Source organism: Chryseobacterium sp. SIMBA_038, assembly GCF_046535115.1.
Taxonomy (GTDB): domain Bacteria; phylum Bacteroidota; class Bacteroidia; order Flavobacteriales; family Weeksellaceae; genus Chryseobacterium.
The window spans coordinates 1-341 of sequence record NZ_JAWRXH010000063.1; the positions used below are offsets into that span (position 1 = coordinate 1).

1 protein-coding gene is annotated in these 341 nt (G+C 59.8%); it reads left to right on the forward strand.

The window, feature by feature from the left end; genetic code table 11:
* On the forward strand, window positions 1–341 hold a 341-nt coding region (locus tag SB689_RS22730), incomplete at both ends, for a hypothetical protein (RefSeq protein ID WP_410694337.1).

Genomic DNA, 341 nt, shown 5'->3' on the forward strand with positions numbered 1-341 from the left:
TTCGCGCTCATTTCGATGCTATGTCATCAGCAAGCGGCGAATGCTCAGGCGTTGGCCGTATTGGAGCCGGTATTCAACGGCGTGATAAATCGAGCTGTTGGTGGGGCGATTCTTGCGAATCTAGAGCGGCGCGGCCTTGTTACTGCGGCTAACGATGCCGTGTTCCAGAGCACGATGAAATGGGTTGGTCAGGCTGCGAACGATGCGTCGTATGTTGGGGCAGCGGCGGGGACGGTCGCAAGTATTGCCGGTGCGCCGGTGTGGCTCGCTACTGCGGTAGGTGTTGGTGCGCTGGCGGCTGCTGGTGCTGTGGCTTGGGGGGTGTATGAGTTGACGCAGAG